This is a genomic window from Echinicola sediminis, assembly GCF_054777495.1.
In genome coordinates, this window is record NZ_BAAHAP010000210.1 from 1 (window position 1) to 2,337 (window position 2,337).

The window sequence follows — 2,337 nt, forward strand, 5'->3', positions numbered from 1 at the left end:
AAAGCTGCTGGAAGAAGATGCCATTATCATCGGTAGGTTAAATTGCGATGAATTCGGAATGGGGGGACGGAAATAGGACTGAGCAGCTTCAGGGACAATTAACCGGGCTTTACATTTTATTGGAGTATACTTAAAAAAAAAAATGGAGCGAAGAGGAAGCTAGCTGGCAAGTTTCCTCTTCGCTTTTTGAGCTACAGGGTTTAGTCGATTTTCTTAAAAATCAACCTGTCCGTAGCATTGGAGAGCGTAAGTTTGGTTCCTTCTATCTTAAAGCTATAGCGCTGTTCATTGAGTTTTTTGATAAAGGAAGCCTCTTTTTCCAGGTTGGGACAGGCCATCATGGTGGAGATTACTTTTCCGAATGTCACTTCTTGTTTATCTATGGTAAGCTGACCTTGGATGCGGTTACAGCCTCCAAAGCCGTAAAACCGGTTTTCCATAAGGTTAAATTCCAGGTTGGGAGCCTTACCTTTACTGATAAGGCTTTCACCATTGATGGTTTCCAAAGCCCAAATATCATTCAACCTGTAGTCTCCCTGGTAGTCGCCACATCCTGAATATGACATCAATTCATCCTCACCGCCCATTTTTAAACTTACTTTGACTTCATGTCCAAATTCTTGGTCGGCCATGCTATCTTGGCATTTTCTTTTGAAGATAGTCACATGGAGCGTGCCTTTTTCCGTTGCTGCCCTGTAGCTTACGGCATTGACATCTTGGGGGCGGATGGGTTCGGGTACCGGGGTGACGAGAGCTTCACCTTCCATAGGTTTAAAGGTCATTTGCTTGTTAAAATCAATTTCCAATGACCAAAAGGGTTCATTTCCTGTCGCCTTGAAGCCAATAGAAGACGGCTCCCTCAATTTCATATTGAAATTGTCCGGCTTATCCTTTTTTAAGTAATGCAAACCGGCGGTGCCTCCTTCGACCGCTTTACCCTCAATATCCAGTAGTTGCAAGCTATCTGAAGTGACCTTCAAAAGTCTCAGACCCTCATTTTCATCTTTTTCCAGTTCTATCAGCCCTTCTTCGGAAACAGAAAATACTCCCGATTTTTCGAGGACTTTTTCACTTTTTTCCTGATACACCATTTTCTCTGTAAAGGAGGAATCATCTCCCAATTCCAGTTCATAGCTGATGCCCGGGCAGTCGGCGCAAGGTAGGACCCCGTAAAAAGTGCCTGTTGGGATTTCCGTTTTTTCTTTGGTGCAAGCGCTCAGGATAAGTAGTGCGGTAAAAGATAAATAAAGTACTTGTTTCATAATTATAAAGTTTATTCTTTAAACCCCTACGCAAAAGATGAACCAAATGCTACCCAAACCAAAAAATAGGAAGCAATGCCGTGCACCTGTAGAAGCTGTAACAGATTTTAGAGGTTCTGAAAAAAGTTATTGTTGTATTAGGTCATTCGCTGAGGGGAATTTCTTCCAATGCACCAAAGTGGCTTAACTTTACGGAGAAGGATCGATTAATTGATTTTATATGCAACAGGAAAAACCATTGGTGGACAATGATTACCTCTTGGAGAGGTTTCCGGGTAAGGGAGGTTGGACTTATGCAGCCATCCCAGAGATCAAACCTTCCAAGCAAACGCCCTTTGGATGGGTGACGGTAAAGGGAACAGTGGACGGTCATGTTTTAAAGCATTATAAGTTGATGCCTATGGGAAACGGAAAGTTGTTTCTCCCGGTCAAAGCTGCGATAAGGAAAAAGATCAAAAAAGAGGCTGGTGATTGGGTGAGAGTAGTACTTTATTTGGATGAAAGCCCGGTGGAGATTCCTGATGAATTATGGGATTGTTTCCAAAATGAGCCAAAATCAGCCTTGGAGAATTTTAAAAAGCTGTCAGATGGAGATCAGAAGGCTTACCTGGATTGGATTTATTCGGCAAAAAGGGAGGAGACGAAAGCTGGGCGGATAGTCCAGATGATGGAGAAATTGCTGGGTGATTAGCGGGAGATGTGATGATATGACATTTTATCAAAGCATAAAGAGTTAAAATGATGTTCCCGCTGATTACGCTGATAAGCGCAGATTCCTTTATATTTTTTGAGGAAGTTGATTTATTCAATTCCATTGTTGTTTAATAATTGCCATTCTTATAATTCTATTGTTTTTTTTAGTTTGTAAGCTGGAACCATATAATTTTATCCACCAGAGAATAGACTTGGGAAAGGATCTCATGAAACCCATTAACCAATTTTTATATGAAATTTGCTTTAAGAACTGTACTGATCATTTCAATGCTTATGCAGTTTTCAGCTTTGGCATTTGCCCAAAAAAGGCCCAATATCGTCTGGATCACCTCTAAAGACAATTCCAAGCATTATCTGTCAC

The 2,337-nt window shown here is 41.2% G+C and carries 2 protein-coding genes; one reads left to right on the plus strand and one right to left on the minus strand.

Features of this window, described 5'->3' with window-relative positions:
• Positions 1-200: 200 nt before the first annotated feature.
• Positions 201-1,262, minus strand: coding sequence for an META domain-containing protein (locus tag ACYVAA_RS22730; RefSeq protein WP_460546336.1), 1,062 nt, complete (start codon positions 1,260-1,262; stop codon positions 201-203).
• Positions 1,263-1,482: 220 nt separating this feature from the next.
• On the opposite strand from ACYVAA_RS22730, the gene ACYVAA_RS22735 reads away from it, so the two are divergent.
• The gene (locus tag ACYVAA_RS22735) at positions 1,483-1,953 is read left to right on the plus strand and encodes a YdeI/OmpD-associated family protein (RefSeq protein ID WP_460546338.1); all 471 of its coding nucleotides are present in this window, start codon (positions 1,483-1,485) and stop codon (positions 1,951-1,953) included.
• Positions 1,954-2,337: the final 384 nt, after the last annotated feature.

Coding starts and splice junctions, on each gene's coding strand:
- ACYVAA_RS22735 (WP_460546338.1), top strand. CDS start 1,483: ATGCAACAGGAAAAACCATTGGTGGACAATGATTACCTCTTGGAGAGG.
- ACYVAA_RS22730 (WP_460546336.1), bottom strand. CDS start 1,262: ATGAAACAAGTACTTTATTTATCTTTTACCGCACTACTTATCCTGAGC.